Here is a 25259-nt window from a genome sequence, read left to right on the forward strand (position 1 = left end):
TGACGTCGCTGCAAACCACCCCGCGAGCTGCCCGCTAAGATAACCGCGCAACGCGCTGTTGTACCGGCCTGCCTTTCAGCAATTTTCGAATCCAAAATCGATTGGGATTGAGTGCCGCCAGCGTCGGCGCATCTAATGGCTGCGGTTCCCCGAACATTTGTGCGGCCAAAATTTCTGCCACCAATGGCGCACTGCACAACCCCCGTGACCCCAATGCCCCCACCATGAATAATTCCGGCCATACCGGCGCTGGCGCTATCTCATCACCACGCTGAATTTTGCGTGGCAGATCCTGATATTGTGCCAGTGTTGCAGCATAATCCGGTACCGCGCCCACCATCGGTAAGTGATCACGAATAGCGCACCGCACCCCGCAGCGCGCTTGATTATCACTGATATCAACCTGATGCGGCCAATTTACTTGTGGCAGACAGCGTAACAGGCGGTCCCGGTTCTCTTGCTGTTCATCGGCACGAAAATCAGTGGCAATATCGCCGCGCTGATAACTGGCACCAATACAGTGATGCTGGTTAGCCGGGTTCACTGGCGTCAGATAGCCGTCATAGCACAGCACTTGCTGCAACTGACTGAGTACTGAGGTCGTGGGAATGTGCGAGACCTGCCCGCGCACGGCTGACAGCGGCAGATGCTGGGTTTGTTGCCACTCAGCTAAGCGGTGGCCGGTGGCCAGCACCACTGTAGCATGTTGTTTCGCCGCCAGTGGTTGTTGGGTATCGTGTTGTTGGCTATCGGTGGGTTGGGCACTGAGTTGCTGGAAGCTGAGCTGCCATTGCCCGTCAACATGCTCTAACTGGCTCAGTTCATGCTGATAGTGGCAAGTCATGCCTTTTTGTTGGGCCAGCAGCACCAGCGCTGTGGTGAGGTCTGATGGGCATAACCAGCCTCCGGCGGGATAATGTATACCATCGTGGGCGCAATCCAGCCCAGCGAGCGCACTGAGCTGTTCACGGCTCATGGCTTCGGCGAATGATACCGGCCAGCTTATTTGCAGCATTTTATCAATCTTGCCACGGCTTTTTTCATCAAATGCCAATTGGCTGACACCGCACCATTGATGATCAAAATGAATGCCTTGTGCTAACAATTGGTCATATTGGCGGCGGGCAAAGGTAAATGCGCTGGTGAAAAAGTTTTCCAGTGCATCATCTTTGCCGTTTAGCAGGGGATAGAGCGCACCTTGCCGGTTACCTGATGCACCTTGCGCCGGTTGTGCATCGGCGCAATAGAGCGTGACCTTGGCCCCACGGCGCAATAAGGCTAATGCTGTCAATGCACTGACGATACCGCCGCCAATGATCGCGATATCATCACAACGGACCGCCGCTGGCCGATGGTAGCAAGGCGCTGAGGCTGACCCGATGCTTTGTGGCAATCTGCCCGTGAGCATTTCACGTTTTTGCCCAAAACCTTTCACTTTAGCTACGTCAAAACCTGCTTGTTGCAAACCACGGCGAACAAATCCGGCGGCAGTAAATGTGGCAAAAGTGCCCCCCGGCCTTGCCATCCGCGCCATGGCATTGAACAGCATATCATTCCACATATCGGGGTTTTTCGCCGGGGCAAAGCCATCAAGAAACCAGGCATCTACTTGATTATTCAGGCTGGCATCCAACTGGGGCAGCAAGGTATTGACATCACCAAACCACAGATCCAGAGTGATACTCCCCTGCGCTAGCAGAATACGATGGCAGCCAGCAAGAGGTAACGGCCATTGCGCGCGCAATTGTTCGGCAAAAAATGCCAGTTCTGGCCAGCGGTCATGGGCGGCAGCTAAATCTGCCACCTGTAGTGGGTATTTTTCGAAGCTGATATAGTGTAATCGCTGGAGTTTTGCACTGGCGTGTTGCTGTTTGAACTGAGCGAAATCGCGCCATAATGTCAGAAAATTTAAGCCAGTCCCGAAGCCCGTTTCGGCAAAAATGCAGTTATCCCGCGGGTGTTGAATGAAACGCTCAGGGAAGCCATTCCCCTTAAGAAAAACGTAGTGAGTCTCTTCCAGGCCATCTTCATTGGAAAAATAGATGTCATCAAACTGTTCCGATACAGGTGTACCCTGTTCATTCCAGCTTAATGTCGCGGTTTGGATTGGGGGGTGGCTCACGTTGAAAGACTCGTATCTCAAGGGGTAGGGCGATTCTAACTATGTGACCGGCCGCGTGCAAATCGTAAAATTATCTGGGTATATTACGCTGATCGGACTTGTTCGGCGTACAACTGTACGCTAAAGTGCGTTGCAAAATCCCGAATGTAAAATAAGTGGAAGAGGTATTGAATGAAGCGTGCAGTAATTACTGGCTTGGGTATTGTCTCCAGCATTGGTAATAACCAGCAGGAAGTTCTGGCATCTTTGCAGGAAGGCCGCTCTGGCATTACTTTCGCTCAGGAATTTAAAGACGCAGGTATGCGCAGCCACGTATGGGGCGATGTAAAGCTGGCATCTGAGCCTAAAGACCTCATTGATCGCAAAGTGCTGCGTTTTATGAGCGACGCCTCAATTTATGCTTTTCTTGCGATGGAAGAAGCGATAGCAGACTCTGGCCTGTCAGACGATCAGGTATCTAATTTCCGCAGTGGACTGGTGGTGGGTTCCGGTGGTGGTTCACCCCGTAATCAGGTTGCCGGTTCTGATGCAATGCGTACCCCGCGCGGTTTGAAAGGTGTTGGTCCTTATATGGTGACCAAAGCCATGGCATCTGGTGTGTCCGCGTGCCTGGCAACCCCCTTTAAAATCAAAGGTGTTAACTACTCAATCAGCTCTGCCTGTGCGACGTCTGCGCACTGTATTGGCCATGCTTTGGAGTTAATCCAACTGGGCAAGCAGGATGTCGTGTTTGCGGGTGGTGGTGAAGAACTGTGCTGGGAAATGGCCTGCGAGTTCGATGCCATGGGTGCGTTGTCGACCAAATACAATGAAACCCCGGCTAAAGCTTCTCGTACTTATGATCAAGACCGTGATGGCTTCGTAATCGCCGGTGGTGGCGGTATGGTGGTGGTTGAAGAACTTGAGCATGCTCTGGCGCGTGGTGCTCACATCTACGCTGAGATTGTTGGCTACGGCGCAACCTCTGATGGTGCAGATATGGTTGCACCATCAGGTGAAGGTGCTGTGCGTTGCATGCAGATGGCAATGGCAGGTGTTGATACACCAATTGACTACATGAACGTACATGGCACTTCTACACCGGTCGGTGATGTGAAAGAGCTGGGCGCGATTCGTGAGGTGTTTGGTGATAACACGCCAGCTATTTCCTCAACAAAAGCCATGACCGGTCACTCTCTGGGTGCGGCGGGTGTGCATGAAGCTATCTTCAGCCTGTTGATGGTAGAGCACGGCTTTATCGCACCAAGTATCAATATTGAAAATCTGGATGAGAAAGCGGCAGGGATGAATATCATCACTGAGCCAACTCAACGCGAACTGACTACTGTTATGTCTAACAGCTTTGGTTTTGGTGGTACTAACGCCACTCTGGTCATGCGTAAATACCAGAAATAAGGTCAATCGCAGATATTTCTGCTCATTGATACTGAGTCATTAAGGCCCGCGAGCAATCGCGGGCCTTTTTATTCGCTATAAATAAACACTTCTACGGAAAAATACTATAATCATCAGGTGATTAACCTTTTTTAGTAATTTCATCTTTTTGTATCAAAGAAGACTAGTTGATCACTGACTATTCATAAAAATATCTTATACTCAATAACCAAGGTGAATAACATTGTAAAATGTAGGTGATTGAATATTAATGCGTTAGCCCTAATTTCAGCTATTTTTAATGTTTTTTATTCCTTTAAAGCCAAATTTGAAGTTAAAAAATCCTTGCCTGCTCAAAAACGTTAATTACAATATTAGAACAATAATTAAACAATTTTATTTTTTTGTCTTTTAATTTACCAACACAGCAGGGTAGTTCAATGAGCCATAATCCAAGTGATCAGAAGGTTAAGATTGCCGATTTAAACGAGCGCGTTGTTCATGAAATTCTGGAAGTGATAAGTGATGGTATCTGGGATTGGAATGCCAACAATGGATTTGTTTATCGTAATACTGGCTGGTATGAAATGCTGGGCTATCCCGCCGATGCATTTGAAAATACAGTCCATACTTGGGAGAAAATCATCCATCCAGATGATTTTGACCGAGTGATGTTTCAGTTTGATGCCTATATTAATAATCAGGCCGAGAGATACCAGATTGAATACCGTTGCCGGACTCATGATGGCGACTATGTGTGGATTGAAGATCGCGGCAAGGTGATTGAGCGTAATAGTGATGGTTCAGTATCGAGGATGATCGGCGCTCACCGTAATATCCATGACAAAAAGCATCGTCTGGAAAAGTTAGAGTTAAAGAATAAATCTCTGGAAGCGTTAGTCGAAGAGCGAACCGTTGAATTACGCGAAACCAATTTCCGCTTACAACAGCAACTCGATATCAAAAAAAGTCTATCTGAAACAGATGTATTAACCTCTGCGGCCAACCGTTATTTGCTGGAAAAAGTACTCAAGCACGAATATAACCGCGCAAAACGATTTTGCCAGCCGTTGTCATTGCTTTCGTTGGATTTAGATAATTTTAAATCTATTAATGATAAGTATGGCCATTCTGTTGGGGACCTAACCTTGACGCATATTGTTGATGTAATTAGGAATAATATTAGGGAAATTGATGTTTTAGGCCGTTGGGGCGGCGATGAGTTTATGATTGTGTTACCTAACACGCAATTAAATGAGGCTAAATGTATCGCCGAGAAAATCAGGCAACGTATCGAAACCATGCCCGTGGAAGGGAGTATCAATGTGACAATGAGTTTAGGTGTGGTGGAGCTGGGGCAAAATGAAGCACAGGAACAACTATTAATTCGCGCAGATAAAATGCTCTATAACTCAAAAGCGGCGGGCCGGAATATTATTAGCGGTTGATATTCTTCGAACGTAATGGCGCATTGATGTAGCAGCCTTTATTATCCGGCCTATTGCTGAGCCTTGCAAGGGAGGCCGGAGTAAGCGGTGTTAAGCTCTGCTGCCATTGGGACATGGGGCATAATCACTATTAGTATTTCAGTGCATATTCTGCGGCCGCACAGGCATGTATTGCGGTGGTATCAAATACCGGCACGCTCGCGTCTTGTGCGTTAACCAACAATGTTATTTCAGTGCAACCAAAGATAATCCCTTGTACGCCTTGCTGCTCTAATTTGCCCATAATGCGGCGATATTCCTGACGGGAAGTTTCACTGATAACGCCCAGACACAGCTCTTCATAAATAATACGGTTAACAATCTCGCGATCGATACTATCGGGGGTAATCACCTCAATACCGTGTTTTTGCGTCAATCGTCCCCGATAAAAATCTTGTTCCATGGTGTAGCGGGTACCCAATAAGCCAATTTTATTGATCCCTTGCTGCTTAATTTGTGCGGCAGTGGCATCGGCGATATGCAATAACGGTAATCCGCTGGCCGCTTCAATGTCATCAGCCACTTTGTGCATAGTATTGGTGCATACCACGATGACGTCAGCCCCGGCCTTTTTTAATGAAACGGCGGCATCAGACAGCAACTGTGCTGCGGTTTCCCAGTCACCCTTGGCCTGAAGTTGTTCAATCTCATGGAAGTCGACACTGTAGAGAATGATTTTGGCACTGTGTAAACCGCCAAGTTGTTCTTTAACCTGCTGGTTAATCATCCGGTAATAAGGGATGGTTGACTCCCAACTCATTCCGCCAATAAGACCCAAAATTTTCATTAGTTTATTCCTATGCAAACATCAGCACTGAGTATGGATAAGAGTTTAACGATGCGGAAACACCCGGATACGTTGTAACGAAGCAATTAGCGGAACTGTGACAAGACTCCGACTATAGCTGTTATCTCTGTCTATCATGTTTGTTGTAACAAATCTGTAGCAATAGAAAAATCTATTTATTCTTCTATCTATTTTTACACTATTACCATCAACAGGATGACGGAGATTAGGATGATAAAAATAAAGACGGCATACACCCTGACACTATTAGCGCTACTCTTGCCAGCGTCAACCCATGTTGTAGCACAGGATAAAAGTGACAACTATAAACTTGAACAAGTGTTGGTGATGAGCCGGCATGGTATACGCGCACCTTTAGTTAATTATGGCGATATGCTTTCCAGTGCGACACCCGATAAATGGCCACAATGGACCACCCTAGGGGGGTATCTGACACCGAAAGGGGCAGAGCTTGAGGCGATGATGGGGGGGTATTTCCGCGAGTGGCTGGTTAATGCCAAATTACTGAAAGCGGCAGGATGCCCGGCAGATACCACCGTATTTACTTATGCTAACAGCTTGCCAAGGACCATTGGTACCGCGCAGCATTTCTTATTCGGCGCTTTCCCTGGTTGTAATGTGCCAGTGGCGCACCAAAAAGATATCGGCAAAATGGATCCGGTTTTTAATCCGATCATCACGCTAGATGTCACACCAGAATTTAAAGAAAAAGCCTTGGCATCGATTAATCAACACGCCGGGCCGGGTGGGGTCGAAGGGCTGAATAAACGTTTACAGCCTAATTACGACTTACTTTCCCGCGTATTGGATTATAAAAAATCACCCGCCTGTTTAACGGATAAGAAATGTGACTGGAGTACCCAGCCAACCAATATTGTATTGGTACAAAATAAAGAGCCAGGCATTACCGGCCCGTTAAAGTTAGGTACCGGTGCATCAGATGCGTTTATGCTGCAATATTACGAGGGTTTTCCGATTAAAGATGTGGCCTGGGGACGGATTCAGTCAGCGGAAGAGTGGCGTAAATTAATCGATATCAAAAATCTCTACCATGAGACGTTATTTGGTTCTCCTGCCATTGCGGATAATGCGGCTGAGAAGTTAGTCGGTTTTATCAGTGCTGCTCTTGATCCCGTCGGTGAGAAAACGCCTAATGAATTAGCGGCGCAGAAAGCTAAATTGGCGGTATTGGTTGGGCATGACTCTAATATTGCATCATTGTTGGCAGCCCTTAAGACTAAAGAGTACCAATTGCCAGACCAATATGAGAAAACGCCAATCAGCGGCAAAGTGGTATTTGAGCGTTGGAAAGATACGAAACAGAATAAAGATATGATGAAGATCGAATATATCTATCTGTCGACTGAGCAAATTCGTAATAAGACGCCGCTGACCCTTCAGGCACCACCAAAACGTGTCACGCTGGAAATTAAGGGCTGTCCTATTGATGCCAACGGGTTCTGTTCAATGGATGATTTCAGAAAAGCGATAAAACACAACACGCAAAGTTAAGTTCACACTACCTCGCCGCAGGGTGCGGCAGCCAGTAGATAATAGGGGCTGGCATAAAATGATAGGCTACGCTAACGTAATCTCTCTTTGTCAGCCCCAGGCCATTTGTAGATTTTCTGATGACATTATTTGCCACGACTCAGCGAGCAGTAAAAACACTATTCAGACCTTTTCTGGAAGATCGTCTATTACATATTCTATTGATTTTGGGGATAGGGTTAACCGTCTTAATGCCGGCCCAAATTGTCGCCTTTCCACAGTTTATTGACTGGACCACCATTGTTACTTTATTGGGATTAATGCTACTGACTAAAGGGGTTGAGGTCAGCGGTTACTTCGATTTTATTGGTCGGAAGATTATTAATACACTTCACACCGAGCGGCATTTGGCGCTGTTTTTAGTCTTAGCCGCGGCGCTGTTGTCATCCTTTCTAACCAATGATGTGGCGCTATTTATCATCATTCCACTGATTTTGACGTTGAAAAAAATATCGTCTCTGCCGGTTTCTCGTCTGATCATTTTCTCGGCGCTGGCAGTCAATGCCGGGTCGCTATTAACACCGATCGGCAATCCACAAAATATTCTGTTATGGAGCCGTTCCGAACTCTCCTTTATCGGTTTTACCCGCCAAATGGCACCTTTAGCAGCCATTATTCTGCTGACATTATTAGCGGTAACATGGTGGCGTTTCCCGGCGCGTAAAATAAAGAAACAGGCCTCAAGCCCGATTTATCCTTACCAGTTCCGCCTGTTGCTGAGTTGTTTGGCGCTGTATGTGATTTTTATTATCTGCGTGGATTTGGGCTGGGCAGGCTATGGGCTACTTATCGTTTTTGCCGGTTTATTGCTATTGGCGCGGCGGGTGTTACTGGCCATTGACTGGAGCTTGATTGTGGTCTTTATGGCGATGTTTATTGACGTGCGCCTACTGACGGAATTACCTGCTTTACAATCGCTGTTCGGTGAAATCAAAACATTGTCTACGGCTGCCGCCTATATTTTGGCTATTGGCCTATCGCAATTGATCAGTAATGTCCCCGCCACAATATTGCTGCTTAATTATCTGCCTTCCAGCGCGCTGGTGGCTTATGCGGTCAATATTGGTGGTTTTGGTTTTGCGTTGGGTTCTATGGCTAATTTAATTGCGCTGAGAATGGCGGCAGAGCCGGCCATTTGGTTAAAATTCCATGCTTACTCACTGCCATTTTTGTTGTGGAGTGCTCTGGTTGGCTGGTGGTTATTATGGTAGTCACAGGCGCGGCTCAGCGGGAAATAACCTGAGCCGACATCTGTCATTAGAAGAAGATAGCCAACAAAAAGACCATCACTATAATCAGCGCTACAAATGCCAGTGACGGTTTTTGCAACAATGGCTGTAATGATTGGGGTAAGGCGGCAATTAGCGGGTTAATCACTGGTTGCAGAATTTTTTGGTCTTCTGCTAAACGTTGGGCTGCATTGGCCCGATCCAATCTGGCGGTAAACAGGACATTGATAATGTCGTTCAACTGCGCTTGCGTCAGAGGCGTGGTGGGACTGGCCTGGAAGCGACTCTGGCTGTAATCAATTAATAATTGTTGTTCCTGCGCATCAGCGGGCTGTTTCAACGCGGTTTGCAAGTTAACCAATGTAGGTGCTGTTTGCTGGCTGAGTGCCACTTTGGTCTGTAAAAACTGGCTGAGTATCTGGAAATGGCGCGCAGGTAACGGATCATTACTTTTTACCCCCACCATATCAAACAATGCCTGCCATATTTTGGCCGGTTGCTCGCCGGTTGCGGCACTAAGTTTTGCTACTAGCGATTGAATATTCTGATGCTCCGCAGGCAGTAACGGCCGATCAGTTATTGTTGCCAGTTGTGGCTGTGGAATATTCAGTGTACCGGATTGCAGCAGCACCAGAACTTGTTGTAACTCTGAATGGCTTAACTGACTTAATACAGTATGACCAAAGTGCTGGCGGATAAAATCACTGACCGCCTGCCGGTTATTGCCTTGAGGCAGCAGTTCGGTCAGTTGTTGGCGCAACTGGTGATTGGCATGATTTTCCTGTGCCTGCGCCAGACGGATTTGCAGCAATTGCTCAGCGGGCTGGAAGTGGCGTGCCAGTAAGTCGCTAGTGCTACCCAAGGATAAATCATGACGCAGACCGGCCCAGATCTCGGCAGATTTGATTGGGCTAAGGGCCATGATCCGCACAATTAACTTCTCCAGCGTAGTGCGTTGCGCAGGGGTAAGTGCCTGATCTTCCACTTGGCCCTGATGAGGTATTTTGGTCGGTGCGACATTGCGATCATTGGCAATCGGCACACTTGGGCCGTTCAAAGGTTGCATATAACCGGTCCTTCGCTGTGGAGGCGATACTGTGGAAATTCATAAAGTACCCGGCAATAGATGCAGGCTACCAATATGATACGCGCAAATGTGGGCGACCCATACCGTCAGATTATGTTTTTTTGTTAACTACGTTTGTAATTAAATGTCACTTTGAGTGATTGTTTAAGTTCAGACATTGATAATCTTGATTATGCCGCTAAGATGGGCGCTCGGTCTTGAATGAGACTAATTTATCAATTTTACTGATGAATTATACGGGTCAGGATTAAATACGGATAATGGTTAAACACCAATAATGGTTAAACAACAGCGCGCGGCAAAGTGGTTCCTCTGCCTGGCTTGCCTGGTCATATTAGTTTGTATGACACAACGCATAGCCAGCCTGCACGCGTTGGAAAAAAACCTCCTTCAGACATCATCATCACAGGTTGCTGCCGATGCTGATGAGGCACCCACCCCTTGTGAGCTAAGTGCCAAATCCCTGTTGGCATCCCCGCCTGTTCTGTTCGAATTAGCGATTTTTTCTCTGGGTTTATTACTCTTGCTATTGGGGCCGGTGATCCCGACCCGCATGAGGTTTCCGCCACCCCGAGTGATATCACCCAGCCGTTTGAGGGTGCATCTGCGATTGTGCATTTTCCGGGAATAGAGATGCTTTTGGCATAACTACGGCACCCCTTTGGGTTGCTGTGATTAATCTATTTCTGGAGAAGAATCATGTTCAATTTAAGCAAGACAGCGTTGTTCTGTCTGTTACTGCTATGGATGCCCACCCTTTGGGCGGCAGACAGCGGCTGGTTGGTCAGCCCACAAAACTCACATGCTAAGGTGCGGATTCGTGCCGAACCTTCAACGAGCGGTGAAACCCGCCTGTTACTTTCCGTTCAACTGGAGAAAGGCTGGAAAACTTATTGGCGCTCACCGGGTGAAGGGGGCATTGCACCGACCATTGCCTGGAGCACAGCTCTTGACGCGGTAAAATGGTACTGGCCTGTACCACAACGGTTTGATGTTTCTGGTATCTCTACTCAGGGCTATCACGAGCAGGCCATGCTGCCGATCGTCATTTCCGCTAAGGCACCCAAAACGCTAACTGGCATCTTGACCCTATCGACCTGTAGCAATGTCTGCATTTTGACTGACTACCCGTTTAGCATCGATCTTTCCTCGCCGTTAAGTGGCGAAAACCAACAGCAATTCCAACATGATTTTGCCCAGGCGATGGGGCAGGTACCCATTGCCAATGCCCTGACCCAACAGATCCAAGCTGGTTTTGGCCATGGCGAGGTGCAAATTCTGGCGGTGCGTGACGAAGGTTGGCAACAGCCCGAGTTGTTCTTCGATACCTTGGCGGACGTGGATCTCGGTAAACCGCTGGTCAGTGTGCAGGGTAATCAGTTATCGGTACGGGTTCCTGCGACTGATGGTTGGGGGGAGGGCGTGGGGGATCTACGTGGTAAACCCCTGACGATGGTGATTACTGATGCGGGTCTGGCGCAAGAGGCCACGGTGACCATTGGGCAAGCGCTCACTTTACCGCAATCCTCCACTCGTTTTTGGTCTTGGATAGTGATGGCGCTGGCGGGCGGATTTATTCTTAATCTGATGCCTTGTGTACTTCCGGTCCTTGCCATGAAACTGGGGTCGATTTTGCAGACTGGGCAGCAAACCCGCCGTCAGGTCCGTTGGCAGTTTCTGGCATCGTCTGCTGGGATTGTGACTTCGTTTTGGTTGTTGGCATTACTGATGACCGCCTTGCGCTTAGGTAATCATGCCCTTGGTTGGGGAATTCAGTTCCAAAGCCCTTGGTTTATCGGCTTTATGGTGTTGGTTACCGCACTCTTTACGGCCAACCTGTTCGGCTTGTTCGAAATTAACCTCTCCTCATCGCTCAATAGCCGTATTGCCGCGCCTCGTGTGGAGCAAGCGGGAGCTCGCGGTTTGGCCGGCCACTTTGGACAGGGCGCATTGGCGACGCTACTGGCAACCCCGTGTTCCGCGCCATTTCTGGGGACGGCGGTAGCCTTTGCACTGGCCGCCCCTTTACCGGCGCTGTGGGGCATATTTACCGCCCTGGGGGTTGGCATGAGCCTGCCGTGGTTGGCGGTGGCGCTATGGCCTAGATTGGTGCTGTTGTTGCCCCGTCCAGGTCGTTGGATGAACCGTCTGCGTATCGGAATGGGGGTGCTGATGCTGGCATCAAGTCTGTGGTTACTGAGCCTGATGGTGAGCCATATTGGCTCACCACTGGTGATGGTGATTAGCGGAGTGTTGCTGTTAGCGCTATTACTGGCAATTGGCTGGCGCTATGGCGTGCGTGTTGCCGCAATCGTCAGCTTAATCGGGGTGTTGATTATCGGCGGATTACTGTTGGCGGGTTCGCTGACGGCTAATCTGTGGCGCAAACCGCTACATGACACCATCCCGTGGCAGCCATTAACTGAATCAGCCATTAAGAAAGCCTTGATGGAGCATAAGCGGGTGTTTGTCGATGTCACTGCCGATTGGTGTGTGACCTGTAAAGTTAACAAAATACACGTCCTGATGCGTGACGATGTACAGCAGGCGTTGCAAGCGCCTGACGTGGTGGCGTTACGCGGTGACTGGACGCGACCTTCTGCTGATATTACTGAGTTTTTGCGCCAGCGCGGCAGTGTCGCAATCCCATTTAATCAAATTTATGGGCCACAGCAACCGCAGGGTGTGGTGCTCTCGCCACTGTTGGACCGTGACGTGTTATTAAAAATTTTGGCCGATGCTAAAGGAAATAAAGAATGAAAATTATCATGGTTGTGTTGTTAGCGCTGATCTCGACGTCACTGTGGGCGGCTGCACCCTTTACGCCGGAGCAGGAAGTGCGGATTAAAGCGTTAATCCGTGAAACGCTGGTCGCCAATCCAGACATTCTTGAACAATCTATCAATGCCTTGCAGCAGCAAGCTAATGAAGCGCAAGGGCAGCAAATGGATCAATTTATCGCCGCCAATAAGCAGGCGCTGTTCCAAGACCCTGGCAGCCCACGTTTTGGGGCTGCAACTCCAGCCCTGACATTGGTTTCATTTACCGATTACAACTGCCCATTTTGTAAAACTTTTGATCCGTTGCTGGAAAAGGTAGTGAAGGAGTACCCGCAAGTGGCGGTGGTGATAAAACCGCTACCGTTTAAAGGGGAAAGCTCGGTGACCAGTGCACGGTTGGCGTTGACACTGTGGCAACAACATCCGAATCAATTTCTGCCATTTCATCAGCGCTTGATGGCGAAAAAAGGTTTCCACGATGCTGACAGTATTGCCGCGGCGCAGAAAAAAACCGGTGTTACGCCGGTAGCACCAAGCGAGCAGAGCTTGAATGTGTTGCGTACCAACCTGAAATTAGCGGATCAACTGGGTATCCAAGGCACACCTGCCACCTTGATTGGTAATCAGATAATCCCAGGAGCTATTTCCTATGAGCAACTGGAGGAGATAGTGAAGCAGCAACTGGCTAAGGCGGGTAAATGAGTCGCTTGAAGCGGTGGGGTAAAGAGCTGGTTATTCTGCTGGTATTGGTCACGGTGGTCTCTTTGGGGATGGATTGGTTGCGTAGCCCGCAGGTACCTGCTGATTGGGGCGATGTGTCATTACAAACCCTGGAGGGCCAGACTGTCTCGCTAAAGGCGATGAGCCAGGACAAACCGTTGCTCATCTATTTTTGGGCAACATGGTGCGGCGTGTGTAAATTCACCAGTCCCAGTGTCAATCAATTGGTGCAGGAGGGCGAGAATGTGATGACAGTGGCGCTACGCTCTGGTGAAGCACCACAGCTTGAGCGCTGGCTGACCAAAAAAGGCTACCGGTTACCGGTGATAAATGACCCACGCGGCGAGTTGTCAGCGCAGTGGCAAGTCAGTGTTACACCGACGTTAGTGATCCTTTATCAAGGCAAGATGGTACAAAATACCAGCGGATGGAGCAGCTATTGGGGGATGAAACTGCGTTTATGGCTGGCCTCGTTCTGAGGTAACGCTGTTTAGCCAACGCCACAGTGAAACGCACGCCAAACGTTGGACTCAGTCTGACTTTTGGTGGTGCGTTTTTTTGATTAATATTATGCTTGGCACTGACTAATCGCCGCACTTAATCTGGCTATTCCTTGGCTAATCAGCTCGGGCGAATTAGCGGCAAAATTCAAACGTAGGGTGAACTCTCCATCTGACTCTTCGCGGTAAAACCCGCCACCTTTAGCGAAAGTGACCCCCGCCTGCCACGCCAGCGGCATTAATTGAGTCATTGGCACGTTTGCTGGCAATTGTAGCCAGATAAATAATCCCCCATCAGGAACTTCAAACTGGCAGCCGAGCGGCAGTGTCTGCTGGAGGGCATCGACCATGGCATCACGGTGCTGGCGGTACAAACGGCAAGCCCGACGAAGTTGTTTGTCATAGCGCCCGACTGTGACAAATGCATCCAACGCCCGTTGGATCAGGTTCGAGCTGGTAAAACTGTCAACATGCTTTAAGCGCGCCAGTTGGATGTAATGGGGCGCGTCTGCCACCAGATAACCAATGCGCATGCTGGGCAGTAACATTTTGGAAAAAGTACTGACATAGATAACTTCACCCGCGGCTGCCAGTGAACGCAGCGAAGGCAGCTTTTTGCCGCTGTAACGCAAGTCACCCACATAATCATCTTCAAGTATCGGCACCCCAGCAGTTCTGGCTATTTGCACTAACTGATGGCGGCGCTCTTCACTCATACAGCGTCCGGTGGGGTTATTAAAGTTGGGAATGCAATAGATAAGTTTAGGTTGATGTTTGGCTAACAGCGCAGGCAGGGTCGCCAGATTCATGCCTTGTTGGTCGCTGGGCAGAGCAATAATATTCACTTTATGCAGGCGGAACAGGGCTAATGCTTCGGCATAAGTGGGTTCTTCTACCAGCACACTATCACCTGGGGCCAGCAGTGATTGACTGATCAGACTGATGGCGTGTTGCGAACCATTGGTTATCAACAGTTGCTCTGGCCGTGTTGGGATACCTTGTGCGGATAGAATGCGGCTGAGTGTATCGCGCAATGGATAATAGCCACAGTAATCGCCGTAACTGAATGCTTCTTCAGCATGGCGGCGCAGAATTGAATGCAAGATTTGGCGGAATTCATCCAATGGGAAAATTTTGGGGCTACCGATGCCAGCAGCAAAATTGATGGTATCTGGCGGTAACGGGATATCGGCATACCCGTCCAGCCTTGAGGTGACAGTGGTAAAACGATCCAGTGGGAACTCACCATGTAGCCGTGGATGCGGATGGCTTGGCGGCGGCGAGAGGTGACAGACATAGGCACCGCTGCCGCGACGTTGTTGTAATAACCCCTTCGCCGCCAGCTCGGCATAAGCATTATCCACTGTGAGGCGGCTCACTGATAATTCTGCTGCCAAGGTGCGGGTTGAGGGTAGTTTGTCGCCATCAGCAAACACCCCACTGAGGATAGCACGGCGCAATGCCTCTTCGATTTGTAGATACAGTGGAATGTCTTGCTGGCGATCTAACGGAATATGCATGTCTCACCGACCAAAAGTGGCTCACTGTGGATAATATATTGTCACTATACTCAAGGTTAACAAGGCTTCAAGAGGAAAAAAGTGGCCTGTATCAATCAGTGGGAAAGTGGCTCTGGTGGCCGAGAACATGGGGGGTACAATCGCTATCTGATTAATATCCTGAAAGTAGTTATGAGGTTGTTATGGCGATTCCGGCAGATTTATTCCCATCAGCATTTGGCTCTATCGGGGCGGGCAACGGCGGGTTTAGTGGCAAACGACAAGGCTATCTGCTGGCGATTATTAGTGCCATGTTGTTGGGTTTTACCGGCATCATAATTCGCATCCTCACGGCGCATTATCATCTACCCACTTCGGTATTGGCTTTCTGGCGGGCAGCACTGGTCGCCATGGTGTTATTACCTATTTTACTTCTGACCAAACCGGAATGGGCCAAATTACGCGGGTGCCAGCTAAAGTTCTATACGACGTATGGCTTATTGCTGGCGGTCTTTAATGGACTGTGGACTGAATCTGTCGCTTTAAACGGTGCGTCGATCTCCACCATTCTGGTCTATTGCTCAATCGGTTTTACCGTGTTTCTCGGCTGGGTTTTCTATAACGAATATATGGGCTGGCGTGAATTACTGGTTATTATTATCAGCCTGTTGGGTTGTTTCTTAGTCAGCGATGGCCTGAATATTACTGCATCAGACTTTAATTTTGTTGGCTTATTTATCGGATTGGCCTCCGGTATTGGTTACAGCTTTTATACTCTGGCTGGGCGCATTGCGACTGAACGCCGTTATCCGGTCTGGAACACTATTCTTTACGTCTTTGGTTTCTCCGCCATCTACCAACTGATATTTAATCAGTTATTGCTGTGGTTTCCATTGCCTGGGTTACAGCCAATGGTGGGTGATCTATTTTTCTTATCCCATGGAGCTAATGGCATTCAATGGTCTGGTTGGGGGCTATTGTTAATTTTAGCCGCCGGTCCAACGTTACTAGGGTTTGGCCTGTTTAATCTCAGTTTGAAAACACTCTCTTTGGCGGTGGCCAGCCTACTATTAACGCTGGAACTGGTCTTCACTGCGGTGATTGCATATTTCTTGTTGGGTGAAACACTCTCTCCCTCCCAATTGTTGGGCAGCGCGCTGGTATTACTGGGGGTGTTGATGTTGCATCGTAAAGATAAAGCTCAAGCAGCAATGGTGGCGGTTAGCGCGGAATAAAAAAAGGGCAGGGGGTAGCCGCGCAGAATATACGCCGCTACCTTATTTTTACTGCGCCGCCGCTCTTCGCAATGGGGTGCGCAGGCGCTGAGCTAATATCACCCCAGCCAGCGTGATACCCCCGCCAATCAGGTGATAGCTGTGTAATTGCTCATGAAGGAAGGCCACGGCAATAATGGCGGTAAATACCGGTGTCAGATTCATAAATATCGACGCAGTATTTGCCCCTAACCGCATCACACCGTGGATCCACAAATAAGGCGCAATAATTGAGGCTGGGATCCCAGCAAATAGCACCAATGGAATATTCTGCGCCGTCAATTGCACATCTGAGGCCATCAGGAAATTAGGCAATAACAGCACCACGCCGAAAACGATCTGCATATAAAGGGACTGCCAGTTGGGTAATTGAATCGCCCAGCGTTTGGTTAATACGCCATACAGCGCATAGGATGCCGATGCGCCGAACATCATCAATTCGCCTTTGCCGATACCATGTTGCAACAGTTGTGCCGGGTTACCTGCACTAACCAACCACACTAGCCCCCCTAATGACAGCACGCTACCTAATGCAATGCCTACCGTGGGGGCGACACGTAACACCACAATGCTAATAAGCACAGTCAGTAAGGGAATTAACGAACTGAGAATCCCCATAAACAGGGCGCTAACACTGTGAGCCGCGTAGTACGCCAGGCTTTGGTACAGCACCATACCCAGCATCCCCAATATCATCAATTTCCACCAATAAACGCGGATTGCCCGCCAATTGCGGATAACACCCAGCAGCAAGAATGGGGTTAACGTTAGCAACGCCAGCACCCAGCGATAAAACGAGATGGCGGCGGGATCAATTGCGGTGGCAGAGACCTTACTGACCACGGCATTGATGGACCAGATGATCACCGCGAACAGGGGGAATAACATATTCATGATAATAATTCTCATCTAAATAACATGTGACGTAGTCTACAGTTGTCTGATTTATTCTATATACTGAAAATCAGACAATAACTGCTGCGATTAGGACAATCTCGGCAGGAATCATTTTTTACAGGAGACAGTTCACGATGGCAGAACCCTCTTTCCCGGTGGTTGCCACGACCGTGCCACTGAGCCTTTCCTTTCGCTGTGAGGCCTTTAATGCCAATACTGAGTTTTTGCCGCATACCCATCCTTACGGGCAGTTGATCTGCGTAAAGTCAGGTGTGGTAGCGATGAGTATCGGCGGGCAGCGTTTTCTGGCCCCCCCTGAATTCAGTGTCTGGATACCGGCCGGCATGGAGCACTCCAGCCATAACCGTAAGCCGATGCAATTTCGTGCCATTGATATTGCACCTACGCTGTGTGATGAGTTACCGCTATCAGCTTGCCTGATTAATGTCAGTCCAATCTTTAATACCATTGTGGAAGATTGCTTCTCCCGTGGTTTATTGATGCCGGAAAGCGAGCAAGATATGCGCTTAGCCCACGTATTGATTGATCAGCTCAGGTTGTCACCGGTACAGCGCACCTATCTGCCCACCTCACAGGATAAATTACTGTCACCTATTCTGGCGGCGCTAGAGCGCTGCCCGGCGGACAATACCTCGCTGGCGCAGTGGGCTAAGCGGGTCTATACCACCGAGCGGACGTTATCGCGCCGCTGCCAACAAGAACTGGGTATGGCTTTTAGCGAATGGCGGCAGCGGCTGCGTTTTTTACATGCGATCTCATTGTTAGAAAAGGGTAAAACCGTGCAAAGTGTCGCACTGGATGTAGGGTATAGCTCCGCATCAGCTTTTATCGCCATGTTCCAGCAAATTGCAGGGACTACGCCGGAGCGTTTTCGTCGCAGTAATCCCCTTCATCCTTGACGCCGCAGGGGTGTTGGCTACGCTCATGCACCCGAATCACTGACTTGAGTCAGCTCATCGGGGTTTATTCGCTTGCCGCCTACCTGCAACGCCAATGATTTTGGGGATCATCTTCATCCTTGACGCCGCAGGGGTGTTGGCTACGCTCATGCACCCGAATCACTGACTTGAGTCAGCTCATCGGGATTTATTCGCTTGCCGCCTACCTGCAACGCCAATGATTTTGGGGATCGTCTTCATCCTTGACGCCACAGGGGTGTTGGCTACGCTCACGCACCCGAATCACTGACTTGAGTCAGCTCATCGGGGTTTATTTGCTTGCCGCCTACCTGCAACGCCAATGATTTTGGGGATCGTCTTCATCCTGAAGCTGTAGGGGGTTGGCTGCAACTCCAACTTCTTTGGGTATATACTAAGTCCCTGCTTTTCATCTATAGGGCAGTAAGCTGCCGGAGAATAAAGTGAAAATCCTGGTTGATGAGAATATGCCGTACGCAGATGTGCTATTTCGGCGTTTAGGTGAGGTACAGGCAGTGCCGGGGCGGCCAATCCCCCGTGAAGCACTGGTTGGTGCAGATGCGCTGATGGTGCGCTCGGTCACCAAAGTGAATGAGGCGTTGCTGCAAGGCACGTCAATTGGCTTTGTGGGAACGGCAACCGCCGGTACCGACCATGTCGACGATAACTGGCTACAGCAACAGGGAATCGGTTTCTCCGCAGCTCCCGGTTGTAATGCCATTGCGGTTGTGGAATATGTTTTTTCCGCACTGATGATGATGGCCGAACGTGATGGTTTCCAATTGCGTGACAAAACCGTCGGTATTATTGGGGTGGGGAATGTCGGGGCCAGATTGAATACCAGGCTACAAGCCCTTGGTGTGCGGACTTTGCTGTGCGATCCACCACGAGCAGACAGAGGTGATAACGACACTTTCTGGCCGCTGGAAAAACTGGTGCGAGAGGCAGATGTTCTCACTTTCCATACGCCGTTGAATAAAACCGGCCCTTATCAAAGCCTGCACATGGCGGATGATGAATTACTGGCAGCCTTGCCGGATGGCCGTATTCTGATTAATGCCTGCCGCGGAGCCGTGGTGGATAATGCCGCGCTGCTTGGTGCGTTGGAAAAAGGTAAAAAACTCAGCGTGGTTCTGGATGTATGGGAACCGGAACCGGAATTATCTTTGCCGCTGTTAGGGCGGATTGATATCGGGACGCCACATATCGCCGGCTATACGCTGGAGGGTAAAGCTCGTGGTACCACACAAGTGTTTGAAGCTTTTAGTCAACATCTGGGGCAGCCGCAGTCGGTAGAGCTAGCTTCTTTGTTGCCTCAACCGGAGTTTAGCCACTTGAGACTTAACGGTGCGTTGGATGAAGGCAAATTAAAACGATTGATGCACTTGGTGTATGATGTGCGCCGCGATGATGCGCCACTGCGCCATGTGGCCGGTATCCCCGGTGAGTTTGATCGGCTGCGTAAGCACTATCAGGAACGCCGTGAGTGGTCATCACTCTGCGTGCAGTGCGATGATGCTGCCAGTGCTGAACTGTTGCAGAAATTAGGCTTTAGTACACAGTTATTATAAACGCGGTATAAACGTTAATTTATTGATTGTCAGGCGGTTTTTTTACCGCCTTTCTCTTTCAATCGATCTTAGTATCTGAATGAACCCTTGTAATTTAATGAACGTTAGTGGAGAAAACCAACATGTCTGACGGCTGGAATATTGCTCTGTTAGGAGCAACGGGCGCAGTAGGTGAAGCTTTGCTGGAGCTGTTAAATGAGCGCCAGTTCCCGGTTGGTGAATTGTATCCGCTGGCCAGCGAACGCAGCGCCGGTGCTTCTGTGCGCTTTAATGGTAAAAGTTTACTGGTTGAAAATGTTGCTGAATTTGACTGGTCTCAGGCGCAGTTAGCTTTCTTTGTTGCCGGGCGCGAAGCCTCACAACTCTATGCGGAAGAAGCAGCGAATGCCGGTTGCCTGGTTATCGACAGCAGTGGCCTGTTCGCGATGGAACTGGATGTACCGCTGGTGGTGCCAAGTGTGAATCCTCAGGTGCTGGCAGAATATCGCAATCGCAATATTGTGGCGGTAGCTGATAGCCTGACCAGCCAGTTGCTGACTGCGATTAAACCACTGACGGAACAGGCTGGCTTGTCCCGCGTGCATGTCACTGCATTGATTTCAGCCTCCGCCCATGGCAAGGCCGCTGTGGACGATCTGGCCGGTCAAAGCGCCAAGCTGTTAAATGGTATTCCTGCTGAGCCAGGTGTTTTCGCTAAGCAATTGGCATTTAACGTGTTGCCGCTGCTGGCGGATGAAGAGGGCAGTGTGCGCGAAGAGCGCCGCTTGGTGGAGCAGGTGCGTAAAGTCTTACAAGATGATGGCTTGCCTATCTCGGTGAGTTGCATTCAATCACCGGTATTTTACGGTCAGGCACAAGTGGTTCATCTGGAAGCCTTGCGCCCGATCTCCGCGGAGGACGCTCGCAGTGAGCTGGAAAATTGCGACGATATCCAGTTATCAGAAGAAGATGATTACCCAACACAAGTCACTGATGCCTCTGGCAGTGATGTTTTGAGTATTGGTTGTATCCGCAATGACTATGGCATTCCCGAAGTGTTGCAGTTCTGGTCAGTGGCCGACAACATTCGTTTTGGTGGCGCATTGATGGCAATTGAAACGGCGGAGCGCCTGTTGCAGGAGCAACTGTACTGATGTCCGAACTTGAGTTGACTCAGCCACAAGAGATAGTGGCTGAAACGGCCGGTATAAAAATTGCGCTGGGTATTGAATATAACGGCAGCCGTTATTTCGGCTGGCAACGGCAGTTGGAGGTTGCCAGTGTGCAGGCTTGCCTGGAGGCTGCCTTGTCAAAAGTTGCCGATGAATCCATTGGCGTATTTTGTGCTGGGCGCACTGATGCTGGCGTACATGCCACCGGGCAGGTGGTGCATTTTGTCACCTCGGCGGTGCGTAAAGATGCCGCCTGGACGATGGGGGTCAATAGCCATTTACCGCCTGATATCGCCGTGCGCTGGATAAAAACAGTGGATGACGATTTTCACGCCCGTTTCAGCGCTACTGCCCGCCGTTATCGCTATATCATCTTTAACCATCGCTATCGTCCAGCGGTGTTGGCGCAAGGGGTAACTCATTGCTACCTGCCGCTGGATGCTGAAAAAATGGAACGAGCGGCGCAATGTTTACTCGGCGAGAATGATTTTACCTCGTTTCGTGCGATACAGTGCCAGTCGCGTACCCCATGGCGAAATGTAAAACATGTCAAAGTTACCCGACATGGCGCGTATATCGTGGTAGATATCAAGGCCAACGCTTTTGTTCATCATATGGTGCGTAATATTGTTGGTAGCTTGATTGAGATTGGCGCTGGTAATCAGGATGTCAACTGGATGGCCCAGTTGCTGGCACTGAAAGACCGATCACGTGCTGCGGCAACAGCGAAAGCCGAAGGGTTGTATTTAGTCGCGGTTGATTACCCCGAACGCTTTGCGCTACCAACAGCGCCAATGGGACCCCTTTTTTTGGCAGACGACTGATTTCTCTACATTGATGAGTGAGGTCGCCTTGGGCTAAGGAATACCTAAGGAAGTTCAGCTAATCTCACTCACTCAAAGCACAAGTATGTTTACCATTTGAGAGTATTTATGGAATTTATACGTTTCGTTATTGATTTTATTTTGCATATTGATGTCCATCTGGCGGAGCTGGTGGCGCAGTATGGGGTTTGGGTTTACGCCATTTTATTCCTGATCTTATTCTGTGAAACCGGTCTGGTGGTGACGCCGTTCCTGCCAGGGGATTCTTTGCTGTTTGTGGCCGGTGCGTTGGCAGCATTACCGTCCAATGATATCAATGTGCACATTATGGTGGCACTGATGGTTACCGCCGCTATTTTGGGCGATGCTATTAACTACACCATTGGGCGGGTGTTCGGAGAGAAACTATTCAGTAACCCGGACTCCAAAATTTTCCGCCGCAGTTATCTGGAAAAAACCCATCAGTTCTACGAAAAACATGGCGGTAAAGCGATTGTTTTGGCACGTTTTGTCCCGATTATCCGCACTTTTGCGCCGTTTGTCGCCGGAATGGGTAAAATGTCTTATCGCCACTTTGCGGCTTATAACGTGATTGGGGCGTTGGTATGGGTGCTGTTATTCACCTATGCTGGTTATCTGTTTGGTAACGTACCTATCGTGCAGAACAATCTGAAATTGCTAATCGTTGCCATTATTGTGGTGTCAATTTTGCCGGGTGTATTTGAGGTATGGCGGCATCGGCGCGCGCAATCACGGCAAAAAAATCAGTAAAAACGTTACCTAAGCCGTGGGTTCGACCAGTTTTTTATCTACACTGTCGAGCCAATATGGTTTAATGAGTGACATTTATGGTCTGTTCCTGCGGACAACCCGATTTCCTGTGCCTTAGCCACGTTGTAATGGCGTGTATCTCAGGCATTTTTTGTTGGGATGTTTTCAGGGAGATGGTTAAAGCATGAACAGCGGACTGGCAACAGCCAGGTTCAAACAGAAAGGTCATCGATGAGCTGGATTGAACGAATTCTTAACAAAAGCAATATTACACAAACCCGTAAAGCGAGTATTCCTGAAGGGGTGTGGACGAAATGTGACAGTTGCGGTCAGGTGCTTTACCGTGCCGAGTTAGAGCGTAATCTGGAAGTTTGTCCTAAGTGTGATCACCACATGCGTATGACAGCCCGTGCACGGTTACATATGCTACTGGATGCAGGCAGTGAAGTTGAATTGGGTAGCGAACTGGAGCCGAAGGATATCCTGAAATTCAAGGATTCCAAAAAGTATAAAGATCGCATTTCTGCCGCACAAAAAGATACCGGCGAAAAAGACGCTTTGGTTGCTATGAAAGGGACCTTACAAGGGATGCCGATCGTTGCCGCTTCATTTGAATTTGCCTTTATGGGTGGATCAATGGCGTCAGTGGTGGGTGCCCGTTTTGTGCGTGCAGTTGAGCAGGCGCTGGAAGATAATTGCCCGTTGGTGTGCTTCTCCTCCAGTGGTGGTGCTCGTATGCAGGAAGCATTGATGTCACTGATGCAGATGGCAAAAACCAGTGCTGCTCTGGCTAAAATGCAAGAGCGTGGCTTGCCGTACATTTCTGTGCTGACGGACCCTACCATGGGTGGCGTCTCCGCCAGTCTGGCAATGTTGGGTGATATCAATATCGCAGAACCAAAAGCCTTAATCGGTTTTGCTGGTCCACGGGTTATTGAGCAAACCGTTCGGGAAAAACTGCCGCCGGGCTTCCAGCGCAGTGAGTTCTTGATTGAAAAAGGCGCTATCGACATGATCGTTCGCCGCCCGGTGATGCGTCAGACAATTGCCAGCATCTTGTCTAAATTAACGCATCAGCCACAACCTGATGTGGCTGAGAGCAAAGCTGATACAGTCCAGGCGGATAATCAGGCTGAAGCCTGATTATCCCCACGGGCATCACCCTGATAAGGTGATGCCCGGTGGTTGTGCATGGTCGCAACTTAAGCTTTGCTGCTTTCAATAAGAAAAGATATACCCAAAGTAATTGGAGCCGCAGGTAGGCAGCAAGCGAATAAATCCCGAATCACTGACTTAAGTCAGTGATTCGGGTGAATGAACGCAGCTAACAACCCTGCGGCTTCAAGTACGAAGGATATAAAGGCCAGTGACGGGACTTATGAAAAACCATCAAACTCCCCAAGCCACGTCGCCTTTGGCCGCGTGGCTTTACTATCTTGAACGTTTGCACTCTCAACCCATCGAGTTGGGTCTGGAACGTGTTAAACAGGTTGCTGAGCGTTTGGATCTGCTTAACCCTGCCCCAAAAGTCTTCACCGTTGCCGGTACTAATGGCAAAGGCACCACCTGTTGTACCCTGGAATCAATTTTACTTGCAGCGGGTCTGCGGGTCGGGGTTTACAGCTCACCTCACCTTTTGCGTTACACCGAGCGAGTCCGTATTCAGGGGCAAGAACTGTCTGAGGCTGAACACAGCCACTCTTTTGCTCAAATTGAAGCTGGGCGTGCGGGTATCTCACTGACTTACTTCGAATTTGGCACCTTATCTGCGCTGCAATTATTTAAGCAGGCTAAGCTTGATGTAGTGATTCTGGAAGTGGGGCTGGGTGGACGTTTGGATGCGACCAATATAGTCGATTCTGATGTTGCGGCTATCACCAGTATTGCCATAGACCATACTGACTGGTTGGGCTTCGATCGAGAAAGCATTGGCCGCGAGAAGGCCGGTGTTTTCCGTGCGGGGAAACCTGCAGTGGTTGGCGAACCGGATATGCCGCAGTCGATTGCCGATGTTGCGGCGCAATTGGGGGCGCCGCTGTATCGCCGTGATGACGCATGGCGGTTTAGCCAACAACAGCCAGGTGAACAACAAGAAAATAGCTGGGATTGGCAGTGTGGCAACCATCATTGGACCCATCTACCCTTACCCAATGTACCCTTGGCGAATGCGGCGACAGCTCTGGCAGTATTGCACTATTCCGGCCTGCCTTTAAGCGATGAGGTTATTCGCCAGGGTTTGTTGGCTGCCAGTTTGCCGGGGCGTTTTCAGGTTGTCAGTGAGCAACCACTGCTGATTTTGGATGTAGCCCATAACCCGCATGCAGCACGTTATCTCACCGACAGGCTGGCTCGATTGCCGAAACACGGTAAAGTACGGGCTGTGGTAGGTATGCTATCAGATAAAGATATCGGCGGGACGCTGGCCTGTTTATCTGAACAAGTCGATGAATGGTACTGCGCGCCGCTTGAAGGGCCGCGTGGGGCGACGGCGGAGCAATTAGCCGAGCATTTGGTGTTATCACGCCAGTTTAGCGATGTAGAAACGGCCTGGCGTCAGGCTATGTTGGATGCAAAACCACAGGATGTGGTTATTGTCTGTGGTTCTTTCCATACTGTCGCTCATGTGATGGCTGTATTGGATTTGTGACAGCCTGAATTTGTGACAACTTGAGTTTA

21 protein-coding genes are annotated in these 25259 nt (G+C 49.5%); 16 read left to right on the top strand and 5 right to left on the bottom strand.

Annotation, left to right across the window (positions count from 1 at the left end; all coding sequences use genetic code 11):
- Positions 1–34: 34 nt before the first annotated feature.
- The gene (gene mnmC, locus V1956_RS09285; RefSeq protein ID WP_442825047.1) at positions 35–2122 is read right to left on the bottom strand and encodes a bifunctional tRNA (5-methylaminomethyl-2-thiouridine)(34)-methyltransferase MnmD/FAD-dependent 5-carboxymethylaminomethyl-2-thiouridine(34) oxidoreductase MnmC; all 2088 of its coding nucleotides are present in this window, start codon (positions 2120–2122) and stop codon (positions 35–37) included.
- 171 nt (positions 2123–2293) lie between these two features.
- Here mnmC and fabB point away from each other — a divergent pair, with 171 nt between their 5' ends.
- Together fabB and V1956_RS09295 are read left to right on the top strand one after the other, a co-directional pair.
- A complete protein-coding gene (gene fabB / locus V1956_RS09290) occupies positions 2294–3517 on the top strand; it encodes a beta-ketoacyl-ACP synthase I (protein WP_083158217.1) in 1224 nt (407 codons plus the stop codon).
- A gap of 419 nt (positions 3518–3936) precedes the next feature.
- Entirely contained in the window at positions 3937–4944 is a 1008-nt protein-coding gene (locus tag V1956_RS09295; protein ID WP_372559929.1) for a sensor domain-containing diguanylate cyclase, read from the top strand.
- A 130-nt stretch (positions 4945–5074) separates the two neighbouring features.
- Here the strand turns inward: V1956_RS09295 and V1956_RS09300 are convergent, their stop codons facing one another.
- Entirely contained in the window at positions 5075–5770 is a 696-nt protein-coding gene (locus tag V1956_RS09300) for an aspartate/glutamate racemase family protein (RefSeq protein WP_372559502.1), read from the bottom strand.
- A gap of 231 nt (positions 5771–6001) precedes the next feature.
- On the opposite strand from V1956_RS09300, the gene agp reads away from it, so the two are divergent.
- Positions 6002–7303 carry a bifunctional glucose-1-phosphatase/inositol phosphatase gene (gene agp, locus V1956_RS09305; protein WP_420074323.1) on the top strand — a complete coding sequence of 434 codons (1302 nt, stop codon included), beginning with the start codon at positions 6002–6004 and terminating at the stop codon, positions 7301–7303.
- A 119-nt stretch (positions 7304–7422) separates the two neighbouring features.
- Complete coding sequence (locus V1956_RS09310) at positions 7423–8553, top strand: SLC13 family permease (protein WP_372559500.1); 1131 nt, start codon at positions 7423–7425, stop codon at positions 8551–8553.
- A 46-nt stretch (positions 8554–8599) separates the two neighbouring features.
- Here the strand turns inward: V1956_RS09310 and flk are convergent, their stop codons facing one another.
- Entirely contained in the window at positions 8600–9637 is a 1038-nt protein-coding gene (flk, locus tag V1956_RS09315) for a flagella biosynthesis regulator Flk (RefSeq protein ID WP_372559499.1), read from the bottom strand.
- Positions 9638–9935: 298 nt separating this feature from the next.
- On the opposite strand from flk, the gene V1956_RS09320 reads away from it, so the two are divergent.
- From V1956_RS09320 to V1956_RS09335, 4 genes are all read left to right on the top strand, one after another.
- Positions 9936–10289 carry a copper resistance protein gene (locus tag V1956_RS09320; RefSeq protein ID WP_372559498.1) on the top strand — a complete coding sequence of 118 codons (354 nt, stop codon included), beginning with the start codon at positions 9936–9938 and terminating at the stop codon, positions 10287–10289.
- 68 nt (positions 10290–10357) lie between these two features.
- On the top strand, positions 10358–12418 hold the full coding sequence (locus V1956_RS09325; protein WP_420070931.1) for a protein-disulfide reductase DsbD family protein: 2061 nt from the start codon (positions 10358–10360) through the stop codon (positions 12416–12418).
- Complete coding sequence (locus tag V1956_RS09330) at positions 12415–13140, top strand: DsbA family protein (RefSeq protein WP_372559496.1); 726 nt, start codon at positions 12415–12417, stop codon at positions 13138–13140. Before V1956_RS09325 ends, V1956_RS09330 begins: the two co-directional genes overlap by 4 nt.
- On the top strand, positions 13137–13637 hold the full coding sequence (locus V1956_RS09335) for a protein disulfide oxidoreductase (protein WP_372559495.1): 501 nt from the start codon (positions 13137–13139) through the stop codon (positions 13635–13637). The genes V1956_RS09330 and V1956_RS09335 overlap by 4 nt, the downstream gene beginning before the upstream one ends.
- An 89-nt stretch (positions 13638–13726) precedes the next feature.
- Here V1956_RS09335 and pdxR read toward each other — a convergent pair whose 3' ends face one another.
- Positions 13727–15178, bottom strand: a complete 1452-nt coding sequence (pdxR, locus tag V1956_RS09340) for a MocR-like pyridoxine biosynthesis transcription factor PdxR (protein WP_442825048.1) — start codon at positions 15176–15178, stop codon at positions 13727–13729.
- 182 nt (positions 15179–15360) lie between these two features.
- Here pdxR and V1956_RS09345 point away from each other — a divergent pair, with 182 nt between their 5' ends.
- The gene (locus tag V1956_RS09345) at positions 15361–16392 is read left to right on the top strand and encodes a DMT family transporter (RefSeq protein WP_442825049.1); all 1032 of its coding nucleotides are present in this window, start codon (positions 15361–15363) and stop codon (positions 16390–16392) included.
- A 48-nt stretch (positions 16393–16440) separates the two neighbouring features.
- On the opposite strand, the gene V1956_RS09350 is transcribed toward V1956_RS09345, so the two are convergent.
- On the bottom strand, positions 16441–17325 hold the full coding sequence (locus V1956_RS09350) for a DMT family transporter (protein ID WP_372559493.1): 885 nt from the start codon (positions 17323–17325) through the stop codon (positions 16441–16443).
- A gap of 137 nt (positions 17326–17462) precedes the next feature.
- Here V1956_RS09350 and V1956_RS09355 point away from each other — a divergent pair, with 137 nt between their 5' ends.
- From V1956_RS09355 to folC, 7 genes are all read left to right on the top strand, one after another.
- On the top strand, positions 17463–18248 hold the full coding sequence (locus tag V1956_RS09355; protein ID WP_372559492.1) for an AraC family transcriptional regulator: 786 nt from the start codon (positions 17463–17465) through the stop codon (positions 18246–18248).
- A gap of 461 nt (positions 18249–18709) precedes the next feature.
- Positions 18710–19837, top strand: a complete 1128-nt coding sequence (gene pdxB / locus V1956_RS09360) for a 4-phosphoerythronate dehydrogenase PdxB (RefSeq protein ID WP_420070934.1) — start codon at positions 18710–18712, stop codon at positions 19835–19837.
- 122 nt (positions 19838–19959) lie between these two features.
- Positions 19960–20970, top strand: a complete 1011-nt coding sequence (locus V1956_RS09365; RefSeq protein WP_420074325.1) for an aspartate-semialdehyde dehydrogenase — start codon at positions 19960–19962, stop codon at positions 20968–20970.
- Complete coding sequence (truA, locus tag V1956_RS09370) at positions 20970–21812, top strand: tRNA pseudouridine(38-40) synthase TruA (RefSeq protein WP_372559489.1); 843 nt, start codon at positions 20970–20972, stop codon at positions 21810–21812. The genes V1956_RS09365 and truA overlap by 1 nt, the downstream gene beginning before the upstream one ends.
- Positions 21813–21920: 108 nt before the next feature.
- Entirely contained in the window at positions 21921–22583 is a 663-nt protein-coding gene (locus V1956_RS09375; RefSeq protein WP_083158234.1) for a DedA family protein, read from the top strand.
- A 231-nt stretch (positions 22584–22814) separates the two neighbouring features.
- Positions 22815–23726 (top strand): acetyl-CoA carboxylase, carboxyltransferase subunit beta, encoded by a 912-nt coding sequence (accD, locus tag V1956_RS09380; RefSeq protein ID WP_372559488.1) that lies wholly within the window; start codon positions 22815–22817, stop codon positions 23724–23726.
- Positions 23727–23961: 235 nt separating this feature from the next.
- Positions 23962–25230 (top strand): bifunctional tetrahydrofolate synthase/dihydrofolate synthase, encoded by a 1269-nt coding sequence (gene folC, locus V1956_RS09385; protein ID WP_372559487.1) that lies wholly within the window; start codon positions 23962–23964, stop codon positions 25228–25230.
- Positions 25231–25259 lie beyond the last annotated feature (29 nt).

Source organism: Yersinia sp. 2540 StPb PI (assembly GCF_052217165.1).
Classification (GTDB): domain Bacteria; phylum Pseudomonadota; class Gammaproteobacteria; order Enterobacterales; family Enterobacteriaceae; genus Yersinia; species Yersinia enterocolitica_E.

Excerpts from the sequence above, each read along its gene's own strand:
- fabB (WP_083158217.1), top strand. The coding sequence starts at position 2,294 with ATGAAGCGTGCAGTAATTACTGGCTTGGGTATTGTCTCCAGCATTGGT.
- V1956_RS09295 (WP_372559929.1), top strand. The coding sequence starts at position 3,937 with ATGAGCCATAATCCAAGTGATCAGAAGGTTAAGATTGCCGATTTAAAC.
- V1956_RS09300 (WP_372559502.1), bottom strand. The coding sequence starts at position 5,770 with ATGAAAATTTTGGGTCTTATTGGCGGAATGAGTTGGGAGTCAACCATC.
- agp (WP_420074323.1), top strand. The coding sequence starts at position 6,002 with ATGATAAAAATAAAGACGGCATACACCCTGACACTATTAGCGCTACTC.
- V1956_RS09310 (WP_372559500.1), top strand. The coding sequence starts at position 7,423 with ATGACATTATTTGCCACGACTCAGCGAGCAGTAAAAACACTATTCAGA.
- flk (WP_372559499.1), bottom strand. The coding sequence starts at position 9,637 with ATGCAACCTTTGAACGGCCCAAGTGTGCCGATTGCCAATGATCGCAAT.
- V1956_RS09320 (WP_372559498.1), top strand. The coding sequence starts at position 9,936 with ATGGTTAAACAACAGCGCGCGGCAAAGTGGTTCCTCTGCCTGGCTTGC.
- V1956_RS09325 (WP_420070931.1), top strand. The coding sequence starts at position 10,358 with ATGTTCAATTTAAGCAAGACAGCGTTGTTCTGTCTGTTACTGCTATGG.
- V1956_RS09330 (WP_372559496.1), top strand. The coding sequence starts at position 12,415 with ATGAAAATTATCATGGTTGTGTTGTTAGCGCTGATCTCGACGTCACTG.
- V1956_RS09335 (WP_372559495.1), top strand. The coding sequence starts at position 13,137 with ATGAGTCGCTTGAAGCGGTGGGGTAAAGAGCTGGTTATTCTGCTGGTA.
- pdxR (WP_442825048.1), bottom strand. The coding sequence starts at position 15,178 with ATGCATATTCCGTTAGATCGCCAGCAAGACATTCCACTGTATCTACAA.
- V1956_RS09345 (WP_442825049.1), top strand. The coding sequence starts at position 15,361 with ATGGCGATTCCGGCAGATTTATTCCCATCAGCATTTGGCTCTATCGGG.
- V1956_RS09350 (WP_372559493.1), bottom strand. The coding sequence starts at position 17,325 with ATGAATATGTTATTCCCCCTGTTCGCGGTGATCATCTGGTCCATCAAT.
- V1956_RS09355 (WP_372559492.1), top strand. The coding sequence starts at position 17,463 with ATGGCAGAACCCTCTTTCCCGGTGGTTGCCACGACCGTGCCACTGAGC.
- V1956_RS09365 (WP_420074325.1), top strand. The coding sequence starts at position 19,960 with ATGTCTGACGGCTGGAATATTGCTCTGTTAGGAGCAACGGGCGCAGTA.
- truA (WP_372559489.1), top strand. The coding sequence starts at position 20,970 with ATGTCCGAACTTGAGTTGACTCAGCCACAAGAGATAGTGGCTGAAACG.
- V1956_RS09375 (WP_083158234.1), top strand. The coding sequence starts at position 21,921 with ATGGAATTTATACGTTTCGTTATTGATTTTATTTTGCATATTGATGTC.
- accD (WP_372559488.1), top strand. The coding sequence starts at position 22,815 with ATGAGCTGGATTGAACGAATTCTTAACAAAAGCAATATTACACAAACC.
- folC (WP_372559487.1), top strand. The coding sequence starts at position 23,962 with ATGAAAAACCATCAAACTCCCCAAGCCACGTCGCCTTTGGCCGCGTGG.